The sequence below is a fragment of the Dysosmobacter sp. Marseille-Q4140 genome (assembly GCA_018228705.1).
Taxonomy (GTDB): Bacteria; Bacillota; Clostridia; order Oscillospirales; family Oscillospiraceae; genus Oscillibacter.
The window spans coordinates 2244916-2258939 of sequence record CP073694.1 but is presented as its reverse complement, the minus strand read 5'-3'; the positions used below and the strand labels follow the sequence as shown (position 1 = coordinate 2258939).

Here is a 14024-nt window from a genome sequence, read left to right as displayed (position 1 = left end):
TATGCAAAACAACGCCGCCCTCTGGGCGGCGTTGTTCTATTCACCAGACTTCCTTATGTCCGCGGCGGCGTTTCCAGGGCCGCCATACTTTTCCGGAACTGCACGGAGAACATGACGGCGGTGGTGCAGACCGCCAGCAGATCCGCCACCGGCTCCGCCAAGAACACAGCGAATGCCTTGTCGGCGAAGAAATTGGGGAGAATGTAGATCAGGGGGATCAGCAGGATGATCTTGCGCAGCACGGCCAGAAACAGCGAGATCTTGGCGCTGCCCAGAGCCACGAACGTCTGCTGGCAGGCGATCTGGATACCGAAGATGCCGGTGGCCGCCATGTAGATGCGCAATGCCCATGCAGCATAGTCCACCAGGGCCGGGGAGTTGTTGAAGATCAGCACGAACATCTCCGGGAAGAGCTGCACCAGCACCCACAGTGTCAGCGAGTAGACCAGGCAGGCCTTCAGCAGACAGCGAAAGGCGGCCCGGACCCGGTCCGAATTCCGGGCGCCGTAATTATAGCTGATGATGGGCTGCGCTCCCTGCGTCAGGCCCTGGAGAGGCATCATGGCAAACTGCATGATACTGGTCAATACCGTCATGGCGCCTACGGCGGTATCGCCGCCGTACTTGAGCAGGGAGGAATTGAAGCACACGGCGATCAAACTCTCCGTGGACTGCATGATAAAGGGTGACAAGCCCAGCGCCAGACTGGGCAGCACCACCTTGGCCCGGGGCCGCAGGCAGTCCCTGCGCAGACGCCATTTGGTCTTGGGCCCCGTCAGGAACCGCAGCACCCAGGCGGCGCTGACCGCCTGGGACAAGATGGTAGCCAGGGCTGCACCCCGGACACCCATGCCGAAGGCGAAAATGAACACCGGATCCAGCACCGTGTTGAGCCCGGCGCCGATCAGCACGGTTTTCATGCCCACCACCGTGAAGCCCTGGGCGGTGATGAAGGCGTTCATGCCCAGTGTCACCTGGACGAAGATGGTCCCCAGGCAGTAGATCCGCATATAGTCCAAGGCGTAGCCGATGGTGTTGTCGCTGGCGCCGAAGATGCGAAGCATGGGCTCCGCAAACGCCATGAATACCGCCGTCAGCACCAGCGCCGCCGCCGCCAGCAGCGTGAAGCTGTTGCCCATGATCCGCTCGGAACCGGGCACGTTCCCCCGCCCCTCCTCAATGGAGGCCCGGGGCGCACCGCCCATGGCCATCAGGGCCGCAAAGGCGGAGATCACCATGATGATGGGCAGGCACACGCCCACGCCGGTCAGCGCCAGTTTTCCCACGGTCTCCACCGGCTGCATATGGCCGATATAGACTCGGTCCACCAAATTGTACAGCATATTGACAATTTGAGACGTAATAGTGGGCAGTGCCAGAGAAAACAGCAGCTTTCCTACCTTGCCGCTGCCAAGATCCACACCTTGTCGATTCATTACTCTACTCCTTCCCGCAATGTGCTTTCCGCACCCTTCAGAACTTTTTCCAGCAGGGCTTGAAATTGTTCGGCTTCCGCTGCCGTCAGCGGAGCAAACACCGCCTGCGCGCAGGCCGCCTGGATCTCCTGTGCCTCCCGTCCCAGAATGGTTCCGGACTCCGTCAATATCAAATGCACCACCCGCCGGTCCGCTTGGTCCGGCAGCCGCCGCAGAAGTCCCCGGGCCGCCAGCAGCTCCACCGCCCCGGAGACCTGGGATTTGGGAAGTCCCCGCAGCTCCGCCACATCCCGGGCTGTATCTCGGCCCGGATTATTGGCCAGAAACAGCAGCACGTGGAGATCTCGCATGGTCAGGGCTTCTCGGTCCAGGAAAGCAGAGAAGCACGCCTCGTAATACCGCTTGAACTGGCGGGAGACCTTCAGCAGCTGGGAACTGGTGATCGCCATAGTTGCCTCCCCTTTATTTGTTCTTTTTTTAATTGTTCTTTTCAGAACTTTTTGAGAATACCACTTTTCCGTCTGTTTGTCAACTTTTACGGGATTCTTCATTGACAAACCGGAGCAGGTATATTATGATAACTTATGTGATATCGAAAACCATATTTCGAGGTGTTTCGTATGATTTGGAATATTGTCAGCGACAGCAGCTGCGACCTGCGAACCTCCGCTTTCCACAGTGACCGCGTTCTGTTCCACTCTGTTCCCCTGCGCATCCAGGTGGGCGATCAGGAGTTTGTGGACAACGACGATCTTTCGGTGCCAGAGATGCTGCGGGCCATGGCAGCGGAGAAGTCCGCCTCCTCCTCCGCCTGCCCCTCTCCGGCGGATTTTGCCAAGGCCTTTGAGGCAGGGGACTGCACCGTCTGCTTCACCATCTCCTCCAATCTCTCCGGAACCTATAACTCCGCCATCATGGCCAGAGACATGGTGCTGGAGGAGTATCCCGAAAAGCGTGTCTGCGTCATTGATTCCCGTGCCACCGCCGGGGCCATGGTGCTGCTGATCCGCCGGGCCAAGGAGCTGATGGAGGCCGATGAGACCGGGGATTTCGACGGCATCTGCGCCCAGCTGCGGCTGTATCAGGCAGCGCTGCGGACCTGCTTCACCCTGGAGAATTTCGACAATCTCATCAAAAACGGCCGGATGCGGCCTCTGGTGGGCACATTGCTTCACTCTCTGGGCATCCACGTCATTGCCGACGCCACGCCCCAGGGCACCATTCATGTGGCCGACAAGGCCCGGGGAGAGGCCAAGACCTTCCGGTCCATTACTGCCCTCATGCGCGCCAGCAAGGAGTGCGACGGCGCGGAGGTGGTGATCTCCCACTGTGAAAATCTGGAGGGCGCCATGAAGCTCAAACAGCAGATCCTGGAGGACCTGCCGGTCAAGCAGGTGGAGATTATTTCCTGTCGGGGTCTCACCAGTTTTTATGCCATGGAAAAGGGTCTGATCGTGGGATACTGATTTCCAAACACAAATCAATATCAGCAAGAACGCCGGCGAGATCTCGCCGGCGTTCTTTTTTTGCAAAAAACAGGCTTTGCGGCGCATGAAACGAAAAAAAACAGGGACCCTAACAAAGAACGAATCCCCTGATCCTTTCAACCCAAAAAGGAGTGAGCGTTTTGGAAAGCGGAATTCACAACACCTCCGAAATCGGACGACTTCGGAAGGTGATGCTCCACCGCCCCGGCGGCGAACTGGAGAATCTGATGCCGGAATACCTGGAGCGGCTGTTGTTTGACGACATCCCCTATCTGCGGGAGGCCCAGCGGGAGCACGACTCCTTTGCCGCGTGCCTGCGGAGCCAAGGGGTGGAAGTCGTATACCTGGCGGATCTGGTGGTCCAGTCTCTCACCGACGGGCAGGTCCGGGAAGAGCTGATCCGCCAGTTTCTGGAGGAATCCGGCGTCAAGGACGACCGGACCCGGGAGAGCCTGGAGGACTTCTTCACCGCCCTGCCGGACAAGGAGATGGTCCAGGCCATGATGGCCGGCGTCCGCAAGAGCCAGCTGCGTGCCTCCAGCGCCCGGCTGGGAGACTATCTCTCCGCCGCCGGCGACGACTATCCCTTCGCAGTGGATCCCCTGCCCAACCTGTATTTCACCCGGGACCCCTTTGCCACCATCGGCACCGGCGTGTCCATCCACAAGATGCACACCGCCACCCGGAACCGGGAGACCCTCTTCGGCAAATTCATCTTCGAGCACCACCCCGACTACCGCACCGCCCCCCGCTGGTACGACCGGGGCGAGACCTCCTCCCTGGAGGGCGGCGACATCCTGATCCTCTCGCCCCAGGTGCTGGCGGTGGGCATCTCCCAGCGCACCCAGGAGGACTCCATCGACCAGCTGGCGGAGACGGTGCTCTCCCAGAGCAAGACCTTCCGCAAGCTCCTGGCTTTCGACATCCCCAAGACCCGCTCCTTCATGCACTTGGATACAGTGTTCACCATGGTGGACTATGACAAGTTCACCGTCCACCCCAACATCCTCCAGCAAATCACCGTATTCGTCATGGAGCTGGACGAGAACCGCCGCATGACCATCCGCCAGGAGGACGGCCGTCTGGAGGATATCCTCAAGGAGCACCTGGAGCTGGACCGGGTCCAGCTGATCCCCTGCGGCCAGGGCAGCGAGATCGACGCCGCCCGGGAGCAGTGGAGCGACGGGTCCAACACCCTGGCCATCGCCCCCGGCGAGGTGGTGGTCTACTCCCGGAACTACGTCACCAACCGCTCCCTGGAGGAGGCGGGCATCCGGGTCCACACCATCCCCAGCGCGGAGCTGAGCCGGGGCCGGGGCGGTCCCCGCTGTATGTCCATGCCCCTGTGGCGGGACGATCCCTGAGCGGCTGGGGCCGGAGCGAACCGCCCCACTATCCGCCGTTGGCGGGAGGACACGCATCTCCCGCTCCGCCGACCGGCAGAAACGGGCGCATACAGGATCCGCCCCTACGGGCATAACGGCCATCCGCGTATGCCAGGGCAGCGCCCAGCGACCATGCAGGTCATCAAGCGCCGGTTGACAGGCCTTCGGCATCTGCCAGACAAGCGGCAGCGAAAAGGGACGCTGGTCGATCCGTTGACCTCCCCGTGTATTCGCCGCAGTCGTCATGCGGGGACCAGATTCTTCAAGCACCGGGGTAAGGCGCAGGGACAACGGGGTTTCCGATGCCCGCTGCACCGATCCGCACGACCCCCGTATCTGCCAAACCTTGCGCCGACGGCGCAAGGTTTGGCACAGAGCGTTTTTTCTCTTCCACCGGGCGCGGCGCATTCTCTTTTTGACGCTTCAAAAAGAGAATGGGGGGCGCATCCCGCGGGGGACTCCCCGCACCATCCTGCAAACAAAAAAGGAGAATGACATTATGGCAGTCAATCTGAAAGGCCGCAGCTTCCTGACCCTGGAGGACTTCACTCCCGGGGAGATCCGCTATCTTCTGGACCTGGGCCACGACCTGAAGGCCAAGCGCCGCGCCGGTATCCCCGGCCGGGCCCTGGAGGGCAAGCACATCGTGCTGCTGTTTGAAAAGACCTCCACCCGCACCCGCTGCTCGTTCGAGGTGGCGGCCACCCAGGAGGGCGGCCACGTCACCTACCTGGACGCCGGCAGCTCTCAGATGGGCAAAAAGGAGTCCCTGGAGGACTCCGCCAAGGTCCTGGGCCGCTTCTTCGACGGCATCGAGTACCGGGGCTATGAGCAGAAGGTGGTGGAGGACCTGGCAAAATTTGCCGGCGTCCCTGTGTGGAACGGCCTGACCGACGCCGACCACCCCACCCAGATCCTGGCGGACATGATGACCATTGAGGAGCACTGCCCCAAGCCCCTGAACCGGGTAAAGGTGGTGTTCCCCGGCGACGTGCGCAACAACATGTGCTACGCCTGGATGATCGGCGCCGCCAAGATGGGCATGCACTTTGTGGGCCTCGGGCCCCAGGAGCTGGTCCGAGAGATGGACAAGGCCCTGGTGGACCGGGTCATGGCTATCGCCCGGGGCACCGGCGCCGTCATCGAGATCACCGATGACCGCAGCTCCCTCAAGGGCGCCGATGTGATCTACGGCGACATCTGGGCCTCCATGGGCGAGGAGGATCTGATCCCCAAGCGTGCGGAGCTGCTCTCCCCCTTCCGGGTGACGGAGGAGACCATCAAAGCCACCGGCAACCCCGCCGTGCTGTACCTCCACTGCCTGCCCTCCTTCCACGACTTTGAGACGAAGCTGGCCAAGGAGTGGCAGGGCAAGGGCGTGGACATCCGGGAGGTCACCGATGAGGTGTTCCGCAGCCGCCACAGTGTAGTCTTTGACGAGGCGGAGAACCGGATGCACTCCATCAAGGCCGTGCTGGTGGCCACAATCGGAAAATAAGGAGCTGATGGCGTGGATAAACCCAGATTCCGGATGCCCACGGCCTACACCATCCTCTTCCTGCTGATCGTGCTGGTGGCCCTGGCCACCTGGCTGATCCCGGCGGGCAGCTACGAGTACGCGGACGGCGTGCCGGTGGCGGGCACCTACCACGCCGTCCCGGCCAATCCCCGGGGCGTGGGCGACGTGCTCAAGGCGTCCTTCTCCGGCTTCTATGACGCCGTGGACGTGTGTCTGTTCATTCTGACGGTGGGCGGCTTTCTGGGCGTGGTCATGAAAACCGGCGCCATCGATGCCGGAGTGGCCGGGGTCATCCGGCTGCTGGGCGGCCGGGAGAAGTGGCTGATCCCCATTCTCATGATCTTCTTCGGCCTGGGCGGCACCACCTACGGGATGTGGGAGGAGACCATGGCCTTCTATCCCCTGCTGATCCCGGTGTTCCTGGCAGCGGGCTACGACGCGGTGGTGGGCATCAGCGTGATCCTGCTGGGAGCCGGGGCCGGCGTCATCGCCTCCACGGTGAATCCCTTCGCCACCGGCATCGCCGCGGGCTTTGCGGGAGTGTCCCTGGGAGACGGCATTTTGCTGCGGCTTTTGCAGTGGATCGTCTTTGAGGGCGCCGCCATCTGGTTCGTCTCCGCCTACGCCGCCCGGGTCAAGCGGGACCCCTCCCGGTCCGTGGTGGGCGTGGGCGCGGGCAAGCTCCAGGTCAGCATGGAGGCTCCGCCGCCCCTCACCGCCCGCCGCAAGGCCATCCTGGTCGTGTTCGCCCTGGTGTTCCTGACCATGACCTACGGCGTGATTCCCTTTGACGAGATGGGGCTGCCGTTGCCGTCTCTCGGCTGGTGGTTCCCGGAACTCAGCGCGCTGTTCCTGGTGGGCGGCGTGATCGTGGGGCTCATGGACCGCATGAGCGAGGAGACCCTGGTGGAGACCTTCGTGGCCGGCTGCGCGGACCTTTTAGGCGTGGCCTTCATCATCGGCATCAGCCGGGGCATCACCGTACTGATGAACGACGGCAACATCACCGACACGGTGCTCCACTGGGGCGAGACGGCCCTCAGCGGCGCCGGGCCCGTCAGCTTCGTGCTGCTGGTGTTTTTGATCTACCTGCCCCTGACCATCCTGATCCCCTCCTCCTCGGGGCTGGCCACGCTGTCCATCCCCATCATCGCGCCCCTGGGCCGGTTTGCCGGCGTGGGCGGCGACCTGGTGGTGACGGCTTTCCAGTCCGCCAGCGGCCTGGTGAACATCATCACCCCCACGGCGGCGGTGGTCATGGGCGCCCTGGCCCTGGGGCACGTGCCCTACGACCGGTGGGTCAAGTATGTGTGGAAGCTGATCCTTTACTTTCTGCTGTTGACCCTGGCGTTTTTGGTGCTGGGAGTCTGGCTGGGGTGATTGTCCCACGGAGCCCGTCCCCTCCGGGGAAGTCGGCATTTGTACCGCAAATCACGGATGAGGAGCCGCTTGCACCTCCCCGCCTTTTTCCGGCAGGCAGGGAAGGACCGCGGGTTCCCTGCAGGGATCCGCCCCCATTTTCTTTTGCTGGCGGCAAAAGAAAACGGCCGCGGCCGGTCAAAAGAAAACCGCTTGGACGAAAGGGCGGCCCTTTTGGGCCGCCCTTTCGTGTAACGGGGGTCGTGCGAATCGGTCCGGCAGGCGTCGGTGGCCCCGCCGTCCCTGCGCCGGACCCGTCCCGCGAAGAACTGCATCCCCGCATAACGGCCTTGGGTGGGCGGACGGGACGCAAAACCGAATTGGCGTATTTCTACTCCCGCGCGTTCCGCTCCGCTACGCGCTGCCCCGGTGGTCGCGGTGAGCTGTTCACGGCAGGCACAGGACCTGCCGCTGAGGCGGATGGGATGGAGAACCAAATTGGCGCAATTCTGCTCCCGCGCGTTCCGCTTCGCTGCGCGCTGCCCCGGCGGTCGCAGTGAGCCGTCCCCGTGGGGACGGGACCTGCCGTGAAAGCGGCAGCCGCTTTGGACCGCAGTCGTTTTCTCCCCTCGCAAAAACCGGCGCTTTATTTCCATCGAAAACGCCCACGGCAGCCGCCCAACCGGCGGCTTCTCCCCAAATGCCCCGGCAGTGCGCAGCGGAACGGAACGCGCGGAAAGAGAAGCAGAGGCAAATGCGTTCAGCACCCCAACGATCCGGCCAGGATGGTTATGTGGGAGCCAGGCTCTTCAACTGCCGGGGCGGGACGCAGGGACGCCGGGGCCGGCGGGGATAACCCGACCGATCCGCACGCCCCCGTCGTCACGAACAGGAGGGCCCGGCGGCCCTCCTGTTCGTCCCGGCGTTTTTCTCTTACACCGGGCGCGGCGCGGAAGGTGAATTGTCCCGAAGGGACAAGAGAAGCCCCTCTGGAGGGTTCTCTTTTGCCGCGGCAAAAGAGAATGGGGGCGCATCCCCGCAGGGAAGCTGCGTCCCCGGGACGGCGCCCTCACTTCCGCGCCCGCTCCATGGCCCCCGCGGCGGCCTCTCCGGCAAACCGGAACAGGGCGTCGGCCATGACCTGCTCGGTGCTCCGCCCGGCCTGCGCCGCCACTTTCTCGTAAAAGGCGTACAGGTACTCCTCCACGTTTAACTCCACAGTTTTCAAAAACCCACCCGCTTTCTGTTTTGATATCCACATTATATCTGCTATTTACATATATTTCAATGATTATAGCATATAAAAATTCTTTTCTGTCCATGATACCATGGAAAGCACAAAAGGTGGTGATTGGATGCGGACGAGCGAGAACAAAGAGGAATTCCGGGAACAATACCGGCTGCTGGGCCTGCGGATCGCCTATTATCGAAAGAGAAAGGGCTGGACTCAGGAGCAGCTGGCCGATGAGGTCGGATGCAGTTGGAGTTTTCTCAGTCAGTTGGAATCCAACAACAGCGACCGCATCCATGCGCCCTCTCTCTACATGCTGTTCAAGATCGCCCAGGTTCTGGACGTCCCCGCCTCCAAACTCTTTGAAGAATAACACCCGTTTGACAAATGAAACCCGCCCGGCCCCCTGTGGGACCGGGCGGGTCTTTGCGTTTCTCAGTTCCGGTGCTTGCCCAGATACGCTTCTTTCACTTTCTCGTTGGCAAGCAGCTCCGCGCCGGTGCCGGACATGGTGATGTGTCCCGTCTCCAGCACGTAGGCCAGGTCCGCGATCTTCAGCGCCATGTTGGCGTTCTGCTCGATCAGCAGCACGGTGACGCCCTGGCGGTTGATCTCCCGGATGATAGAGAAGATGTCCTGCACCACCAGGGGCGCAAGGCCCAGGGAGGGCTCATCCAGCATCATCAGCTTGGGGCGGGACATCAGCGCCCGGCCCACGGCCAGCATCTGCTGCTCGCCGCCGGAGAGGGTGCCGGCCAGCTGCCAGCTGCGCTCCTCCAGACGGGGGAACAGCTCGTAGACCCACTTGAGGTCCTTCTCGATCTCCGCCTTGTCCTTGCGGAGGTATGCGCCGATCTTCAGGTTCTCCACCACCGTCAGGTCCGCAAAGACCCGGCGCCCCTCGGGGCTCATGGCGATGCCGGCAGAGACGATCTTGTCGATGGGCTTGCCCAGCAGCTCCTGGCCGTTCCAGAGGATGGACCCGGCGCTGGCCTTCACCAGGCCGGTGATGGTGCGCAGGGTGGTGGACTTGCCGGCGCCGTTGGCGCCGATCAGCGTGACGATCTTGCCGTCGGGCACCTCCAGAGAGATGCCCCGGAGGGCCTGGATGCCGCCGTAGCTGACGTGGAGGTTTTCGATTTTAAGCATCTTCCGCCACCCCCAGATACGCGTCGATGACGCGCTGATTGTTCTGGATCTCCGCCGGCGTGCCCTCGGCGATCAGCTTGCCGAAGTCCAGCACGTAGATGCGGTCGGAGATGTCCATGACCAGATCCATGTGGTGCTCGATCAGGAACACCGTCAGGCCGAACTGATCCCGGATCTGGCCGATGAAGGCCGTCAGCTCGTCGGTCTCCTGGGGGTTCATGCCCGCCGCCGGCTCATCCAGCAGCAGCAGCTTCGGCTCCGCCGCCAGGGCCCGGGCGATCTCCAGCCGCCGCTGCTTGCCGTAGGGCAGGGAGGTGGCCAGTTCGTCCTTCACGTCCAGCAGTCCCACGGTCTCCAGCAGCTGCTCCACGTTCCGGCGCTGCTCCGCCTCCTCCTTCCGGTTGAGGCGGAAGGTGGCGGAGAGGAAGTTGGTGTGAGTGCAGCAGTGCTTGGCGATCAGGACGTTATCGAACACGGTCTGGGACTTCCACAGCCGGATGTTCTGGAAGGTCCGGGCCATGCCCAGCTGGGTGATCTTGTCGGGGGTAGGGGCGATGACGTGGGTGTACTCCCCGGCGTGCTCCCCCTTGTACATGGCGCGCATCTTGCCCTGGGGGTGATTCTCCACGATCTTCTCCCCCTGGAACCAGACGGCGCCGTTGGTGGGCTGGTATACGCCGGTGACCACGTTGAAGGCGGTGGTCTTGCCGGCGCCGTTGGGCCCGATCAATGCCACGATCTCCCCCTTGTCGATGGAGAGGTTCATATTGTCCACGGCCACCACGCCGCCGAACTGCATGGTGACATTTTCTACTTTCAGCACGTTCTCAGCCATTGGCGCCGCCTCCCTTCACCGCTTTGGCGGGTCTTTTTCTGCGGAACAGGTCCGGCAGCTCCTTGTCTCCCATGAGGCCGCGGCGGAAGAACAGCACCACCACCATGATGACCAGGGAGAACACCACCATGCGGAAGCCGTTGCGCAGGAAGGGCATGGTCATGGAACCGCCGGCCAGGTACATGGCGAGCCAGCCCATGAGGGCCAGGGCCACCACGCCTGTGACGATCTCCTTCCACAAAACCTTCTCGCCCCTGCGGTCCCGGAGGATCAGCAGCACGGCGCCGCCCACCACCACGATGGCATAGATGGCAATGAAGGCGATGCGCCGGGGATCGGCGGGAGAGGTGAAGGTGACGCTGGTGTCCAAAAACCGCAGCCACCACTCGCTGGCGGCCACGTACAGGAAGGCGGCGATGCAGCTGCCGGAGATGGAGCCGATGCCGCCGATGACCACGATCAGCAAAATCTCGTAGGTCATGGCCGTGGTGAAGGTCTTGGCCTGGGCCTGGTTGGCGAACATGGCGAACATGCCGCCGCCCACCCCGGCGAAGAAGGAGCTGATGCAGAAGGCCAGCCGCTTGTGGCGGGAGAGGTTGATGCCCATGGCCTCGGCGGCCACCTCATCGTCCCGGATGGCCTTGAAGGCCCGGCCGTAGGTGGAGTTGATGAGCAGCAGGATGCCGCCGATGCACAGCGCCCCCAGCAGGAAGGGCACGAAGGTGGACAGGCGCAGGGCGAAGCCCGGCAGCTCGATGTTGAAGCTGGAGAAGGTGGGGAAGCTCTTGAGGGCGTTGGCGCCGTTGGTGACGGGGCCCAGTTTGTCCCACTGGAAGATGGCCCGGATGATCTCGCCGAAGCCCAGGGTGGCGATGGCCAGATAGTCGGACTTCAGCCGCAGCACCGGCAAGCCGATCAGCCACGCCACGGCGGCCGCCACGATGCCGGAGAGGATCAGAGCCAGCAGCACGCCGATCACAAGGCCCACGGCGCCGCCGCCGAAGAGCTCCGGCAGGGAGAAGTTGATGGCGGAGCCCTGGTAGATATAGTACACACTCTCCCGGGCCGCCACAGGGATGGTCAGGATGGCGTAGGTGTAGGCGCCCAGCAGCATGAAGCCGGACTGGCCCAGAGAGAACAGGCCGGTAAAGCCGTTGAGCAGGTTCATGGAGGAAGCCACCACCGCGTATACCGCGCCCTTTTTCAGCACGGTGAAGAGCATGTGGGTGGACTTCATGGTGTTCTCCAGCAGGATCACCAGGGCCAGCAAGGCCACGGTGCACAGAAGGACCACCAGCGTGCCCCGCTTGCTTTTCTTTTCTTGCAGCACAGTTGATCCCTCCCTTACACTTTGTCGGTGATCTTCTCACCGAACAATCCGGTGGGCTTCACCACCAGAATGATGATCAGCAGCGCGAAGGTGAACGCATCGGAGAACACGGACCAGTCGGAGCCCTTGATGACGCTCTCGGAAATGCCGATCAGGAAGGCGCCCACCACGGCGCCGGGGATGGAGCCGATGCCGCCGAACACCGCCGCCACGAAGGCCCGCAGGCCCGGCAGGGCGCCGGACAGAGGCACGATGGACTGGTAGTTGGTGAAATACAGCATGGAGCCCACCGCCGCCAGGAAGGACCCGATAACGAAGGTGAAGGAGATCACGGAGTTGATCTTGATGCCCATGAGCTGCGCCGTCTCAAAGTCCCGGGAGGCCGCCCGCATGGCCATGCCGATCTTGGTGTGGTTGATGAGCTGGGTCAGGGCGATGACCAGCACCACCACCAGCACCGGGGTAACCACGGTGACCCACTTGGTGGACACGCCCGCGATGGTGACCTGGCCGGAGAGGCCGGGAATGGAGGGGTACATCTGGGGAAGGCCGCCGGTGATATAGGTAGCAAAGTTCTGGAGCAGATAGCTCACTCCGATGGCAGAGATCATGACGCTCATCCGGGGCGCGGTGCGCAGGGGCTTGTAGGCCGCCCGCTCGATGAAGAAGCCCAGGGCCACCACCAGCACGATCATCAGCGGCGCGGACACGGCCAGGGGCATGCTGGCGCTGAGATACACCATCATAAGGCCCGCGGCCATGAACACGTCGCCGTGGGCGAAGTTGATCAGGCGCAGGATGCCGTACACCAGCGTGTATCCAATGGCGATCAGGGCGTACTGGCCTCCCAGCGAAATGCCGGAGAGCAGGATGGAGATGCCGTATTGCACGGAAAATCCTCCCCTTTCTTTTTATCAGTTTACAAGTCAGGACCGTCTCGAAAAGGGCCGGGGAACACTCGGCTGCTTTCGAGGCGGCCCCAGCAAAGCAAGAACCGCCTGGCGGGGGCGCGCCCCCGCCAGGCGTCGGGTTCAGGGATCAGCCGGCAACGGTCTGCACCGTCTCCAGCGTCCAGGCCACATTGGCATTGTCCGCGGTCTTGATATAGGCGGTGTCGCGGATGGCGTCGCCGATCTCATCGAAGGCGATGGCGCCGGACACGCCGGTATAGGTGACGGAAGGCAGAGCGGCCTTCACGGCGGCGGGATCGGTGGAACCGGCGGCCTTCAGAGCCTCCAGCGCCACATAGTAGGCGTCATAGCCCATGGCGGTGACGGCGGCGATGGTGTCGTTGCCGCCGTTGTTGGTCATGGCGGTGGAATCCTCGTTCAGCCAGGCCTTGATGCCCTCGTCGAACTCAGGAGAACCGCCCTCCTGGTAGAAGGTGGAGCAGTAGATCTGCACGTTGGAATCGGCGGCGGCCTCCAGGACCATGTTGCTGTCCAGGGTGTCGGAGCCCAGAATGGGGATCTCCAGGTTCATGGACTTGGCCAGCGCCACGATCTGGGTGGAGTAGGCAATGGACACGGGGCAGAAGATGACCTCGCAGCCCTCGCTCTTGGCCTTGTTGAGATAGGTGGTGAAGTCAGAGGTGTTGGTGGGGAAGGAATCCTTCACCACGGAGCCGCCGGCGGCGGTAAAGGCCTGCTCGAAGTAGGTGATGAGGCCCTGGTCATACTCGTTGCCCAGCTCGCCCAGCAGATACGCCTTCTTGGCGGAGAACTTCTCCTGGGCGAAGTTGGCGAGGACGGTGCCCTGGAAGGGATCCAGGAAGCAGATGCGGAAGTAGTAGTCGTTGCCCGCGGTCACCTGGGGGTTGGTGCAGGTGACGCCGATGGCGGCCAGGCCCGCCTCGTCAAAGGTGGGACCGGCGGCGATGGACACGCCGGAGCCATAGGAGCCCAGGACCAGGGAAACGTCCTTGCTCACCAGCTCGGAAGCGGCGGTGATGGCCTTGGAAGAGTCGGAGCCGTTGTCGGCGTAGACCAGCTCGACCGTATAGGTCTCGCCGCCGATGTCCACGGTGGGGGTCTCCTTGTTGGCGTACTGCATGCCCAGCATCTCCTGCTTGCCGCCGGGGCCGGAGTCGCCGGTAGCGGGCTCGAACACGCCGATGCGGACAACCTTGTCGCCGGTGGCGGTCTCGCCGCTCTGGGCAGCATCGTCACTGGCAGCGGAATCGCCGGAAGTGCCGCCGCAGCCGGCCAGCAGACCCAGGACCATGGCCAGCGTCAGCAGCAGCGCAAAGATCTTTTTCATTCTTTTCATCCTCCTGTTTTTGGGTTGCGCGGGA

At 62.8% G+C, this 14024-nt stretch carries 13 protein-coding genes; 5 read left to right on the top strand and 8 right to left on the bottom strand.

The genetic code is table 11. The annotated features are described in order from the left end of the window. Positions 1-53 precede the first annotated feature (53 nt). Together KFE19_11220 and KFE19_11215 are read right to left on the bottom strand one after the other, a co-directional pair. Positions 54-1436, bottom strand: coding sequence for an MATE family efflux transporter (locus tag KFE19_11220; protein ID QUO36978.1), 1383 nt, complete (start codon positions 1434-1436; stop codon positions 54-56). Then, on the bottom strand, positions 1436-1885 hold the full coding sequence (locus tag KFE19_11215) for a MarR family transcriptional regulator (GenBank protein QUO36977.1): 450 nt from the start codon (positions 1883-1885) through the stop codon (positions 1436-1438). Before KFE19_11215 ends, KFE19_11220 begins: the two co-directional genes overlap by 1 nt. 171 nt (positions 1886-2056) lie before the next feature. Here KFE19_11215 and KFE19_11210 point away from each other — a divergent pair, with 171 nt between their 5' ends. From KFE19_11210 to KFE19_11195, 4 genes are all read left to right on the top strand, one after another. Beyond that, positions 2057-2902 carry a DegV family protein gene (locus KFE19_11210; GenBank protein QUO36976.1) on the top strand — a complete coding sequence of 282 codons (846 nt, stop codon included), beginning with the start codon at positions 2057-2059 and terminating at the stop codon, positions 2900-2902. Positions 2903-3063: 161 nt separating this feature from the next. Next, positions 3064-4287 carry an arginine deiminase gene (arcA, locus tag KFE19_11205; GenBank protein QUO36975.1) on the top strand — a complete coding sequence of 408 codons (1224 nt, stop codon included), beginning with the start codon at positions 3064-3066 and terminating at the stop codon, positions 4285-4287. Positions 4288-4807: 520 nt separating this feature from the next. Then, positions 4808-5806, top strand: a complete 999-nt coding sequence (gene argF, locus KFE19_11200; protein QUO36974.1) for an ornithine carbamoyltransferase — start codon at positions 4808-4810, stop codon at positions 5804-5806. 12 nt (positions 5807-5818) lie between these two features. Further along, positions 5819-7207, top strand: a complete 1389-nt coding sequence (locus tag KFE19_11195) for a YfcC family protein (GenBank protein QUO36973.1) — start codon at positions 5819-5821, stop codon at positions 7205-7207. Positions 7208-8255: 1048 nt separating this feature from the next. Here the strand turns inward: KFE19_11195 and KFE19_11190 are convergent. Then, a complete protein-coding gene (locus KFE19_11190) occupies positions 8256-8405 on the bottom strand; it encodes a hypothetical protein (protein QUO36972.1) in 150 nt (49 codons plus the stop codon). A gap of 136 nt (positions 8406-8541) precedes the next feature. Between KFE19_11190 and KFE19_11185 the strand changes: the two genes are divergently transcribed. Then, positions 8542-8790 (top strand): helix-turn-helix transcriptional regulator, encoded by a 249-nt coding sequence (locus tag KFE19_11185; protein ID QUO36971.1) that lies wholly within the window; start codon positions 8542-8544, stop codon positions 8788-8790. Between the two features lie 62 nt (positions 8791-8852). Here KFE19_11185 and KFE19_11180 read toward each other — a convergent pair whose 3' ends face one another. The 5 genes from KFE19_11180 to KFE19_11160 all read right to left on the bottom strand — a co-directional run bounded on the left by KFE19_11180 (position 8853) and on the right by KFE19_11160 (position 13990). After that, entirely contained in the window at positions 8853-9566 is a 714-nt protein-coding gene (locus tag KFE19_11180) for an ABC transporter ATP-binding protein (protein QUO36970.1), read from the bottom strand. Then, on the bottom strand, positions 9559-10401 hold the full coding sequence (locus tag KFE19_11175; GenBank protein QUO36969.1) for an ABC transporter ATP-binding protein: 843 nt from the start codon (positions 10399-10401) through the stop codon (positions 9559-9561). The genes KFE19_11180 and KFE19_11175 overlap by 8 nt, the downstream gene beginning before the upstream one ends. Beyond that, positions 10394-11638: a branched-chain amino acid ABC transporter permease gene (locus tag KFE19_11170; GenBank protein ID QUO39605.1), complete on the bottom strand. Its 1245-nt coding sequence runs from the start codon at positions 11636-11638 to the stop codon at positions 10394-10396. Before KFE19_11170 ends, KFE19_11175 begins: the two co-directional genes overlap by 8 nt. Before the next feature lie 107 nt (positions 11639-11745). Then, complete coding sequence (locus KFE19_11165) at positions 11746-12621, bottom strand: branched-chain amino acid ABC transporter permease (protein QUO36968.1); 876 nt, start codon at positions 12619-12621, stop codon at positions 11746-11748. Between the two features lie 148 nt (positions 12622-12769). After that, positions 12770-13990 (bottom strand): ABC transporter substrate-binding protein, encoded by a 1221-nt coding sequence (locus KFE19_11160; protein QUO36967.1) that lies wholly within the window; start codon positions 13988-13990, stop codon positions 12770-12772. Between the last annotated feature and the right edge of the window lie 34 nt (positions 13991-14024).

Excerpts from the sequence above, each read along its gene's own strand:
- argF (QUO36974.1), top strand. The coding sequence starts at position 4,808 with ATGGCAGTCAATCTGAAAGGCCGCAGCTTCCTGACCCTGGAGGACTTC.
- KFE19_11175 (QUO36969.1), bottom strand. The coding sequence starts at position 10,401 with ATGGCTGAGAACGTGCTGAAAGTAGAAAATGTCACCATGCAGTTCGGC.
- KFE19_11180 (QUO36970.1), bottom strand. The coding sequence starts at position 9,566 with ATGCTTAAAATCGAAAACCTCCACGTCAGCTACGGCGGCATCCAGGCC.
- KFE19_11185 (QUO36971.1), top strand. The coding sequence starts at position 8,542 with ATGCGGACGAGCGAGAACAAAGAGGAATTCCGGGAACAATACCGGCTG.
- KFE19_11170 (QUO39605.1), bottom strand. The coding sequence starts at position 11,638 with ATGAAGTCCACCCACATGCTCTTCACCGTGCTGAAAAAGGGCGCGGTA.
- KFE19_11210 (QUO36976.1), top strand. The coding sequence starts at position 2,057 with ATGATTTGGAATATTGTCAGCGACAGCAGCTGCGACCTGCGAACCTCC.
- KFE19_11160 (QUO36967.1), bottom strand. The coding sequence starts at position 13,990 with ATGAAAAAGATCTTTGCGCTGCTGCTGACGCTGGCCATGGTCCTGGGT.
- KFE19_11215 (QUO36977.1), bottom strand. The coding sequence starts at position 1,885 with ATGGCGATCACCAGTTCCCAGCTGCTGAAGGTCTCCCGCCAGTTCAAG.
- KFE19_11220 (QUO36978.1), bottom strand. The coding sequence starts at position 1,436 with ATGAATCGACAAGGTGTGGATCTTGGCAGCGGCAAGGTAGGAAAGCTG.